The following is a 1996-nucleotide window of genomic DNA, read 5'->3' on the forward strand; positions in this document are numbered from 1 at the left end:
CTCCCCCAGAGCCCGCCGCGACGCCGCGAGCCCCTCCTCCCGCAGCAGCGCCAGCGGAACCCCCTCCCGCAACCGCAGCTCCAGCAGAATCCGCTCCACCCGCCGATCCTCGTCCGTGAGGAGTTCGCGCCCGGCGCCCGGTGACCGCCCCGCCGCCAGCGCCCCCGCGTACGCCCCGGGGTGTTTCACGTTCCACCACCGGACCCCGCCGACATGCGAGTGCGCCCCGGGCCCGGCCCCCCACCAGTCGGCGCCACGCCAGTACAGCTCGTTGTGCAGACACCGCCCGGCCGCCGAGGTCGCCCAGTTCGACACCTCGTACCACTCATAACCGGCCGCCCCGAGCACCTCGTCGGCGATCAGATACCGGTCCGCGTGGACGTCGTCGTCGGTCATCGGCACCTCGCCCCGGCGGATACGCCGAGCCAGTTGCGTGCCCTCCTCGACGATCAGGGCGTACGCGCTGACGTGATCCGGCCCGGCCCCGAGCACCGCGTCCAGCGAGGCCCGCCAGTCGTCGTCGGACTCCCCGGGGGTGCCGTAGATCAGATCGAGGTTCACGTGTTCGAACCCCACGGCCCGCGCCTCCGCGACACACGCCTCGGGACGCCCCGGCGTGTGCGTACGGTCCAGCACCTTCAGTACGTGCTGCCTGGCGCTCTGCATCCCGAACGAGATCCGGTTGAAACCGCCCTCGCGCAGAGTGGCCAGATACCGCTCGTCCACCGACTCGGGGTTCGCCTCCGTCGTCACCTCGGCGTCCGCCGCGAGCCCGAACTCGTCACGGATCGCCCCCAGCATCCGTACGAGATCGCCGGCGGCCAGGAGGGTGGGCGTACCGCCGCCGACGAACACCGTACGGACGGGCCGCGGATCGTCGCCGAGGACCTTCCGCGCCAGCCGTACCTCGTCGATCAGGGTTTCCGCGTAGTTGTCGCGGGAGGCCAGGACACCGCCCGTGCCTCGCAGCTCGGTCGCCGTGTAGGTGTTGAAGTCGCAGTAGCCGCAGCGGGTCGCGCAGTACGGGACATGGAGGTAGAACCCGAGGGGACGGTCCGCGGCCCCGGCGAGCGCGGGGACGGGCAGGGCACCGTCTTCGGGGACGGGTTCGCCGTCGGGGAGTGCGGAGGGCATGCCCTCCATTGTCCAGCACCGACGAGGCACCCGGCCCCGACAGATCCGCCCCCTGGACCGAGGGACCCGGCACACCCTCGGGGCGCGGGTCACTCGGGTCGCACGGATCACTCACCCAGTGGTTCCGCCTGGAGCACCAGCAGCGCCAGATCATCCTCCGGCGGCTGTTCCCCGAACTCGTGCACGAGCCGCCGTATCCGTTCCGCGATCCGCTGCGCGTCCAGCCCGTCGCAGTCGGCGAGGGCGGTCGCCAGCCCGTCGCCGTCGTCGAACTGGCGGGGCCCGCAACGCCGCTCGGTCACCCCGTCGGTGACGCACAGCAGGCTGTCGCCGGGCCGCAGCTCGAAGCTCCCGCTCGTGTACGTCTCGTCCTCGACGACCCCGAGCAGTGTCTGCGGTTCGGCGGCCGTACCGACCTCCCCGCCCGCCCGGAGCACCAGGGGCAGCGGATGCCCGGCGGAGGCGACGGTGCAGCGCACGCCTCCCTCGAAGGGCACGAGTTCCCCGTAGAGGAGGGAGAGGAATCGGGTCTGCGGCCCCTCACCCGGCCGTACCCCACCCGGGACACCGGGGACGAAGGAACCCATCGCCCCCACCGCTCCCACAGGCACACCGGACCGTCCGTCCGCCGCGACCAGCGCGCGGGCCGCCGCGTCCGCCGTCTCGGTCGCATCGTCGAGGAGCAGTTGGTTGAGACGGTCGAGGACGTCCGCGACCCGGTACCCCTCGCGGGCGAGCAGCCGCAGCCAGGGGCGGGCGAGGCCGATCACCACGGCGGCCTCCGGCCCCTTGCCCTGGACGTCGCCGACGGCGAAGCACCAGCGGCCGTCGCCGGCCGGGAAGAGGTCGTAGAAGTCGCCGC

Annotated in this window: 2 protein-coding genes; both read right to left on the reverse strand. The window is 72.9% G+C overall.

All coding sequences use genetic code 11. The features are described from left to right. The coding region (hemW, locus tag AOK08_RS41060) for a radical SAM family heme chaperone HemW (protein ID WP_055535580.1) at positions 1-1134 on the reverse strand (1134 nt) is incomplete at its 3' end. 107 nt (positions 1135-1241) lie between these two features. Next, positions 1242-1996 (reverse strand): PP2C family protein-serine/threonine phosphatase (locus AOK08_RS41065; RefSeq protein WP_157877025.1); only part of this gene is annotated, 755 nt, incomplete at its 5' end.

Source organism: Streptomyces graminilatus, assembly GCF_001418565.1.
Taxonomy (GTDB): Bacteria; Actinomycetota; Actinomycetes; order Streptomycetales; family Streptomycetaceae; genus Streptomyces; species Streptomyces graminilatus.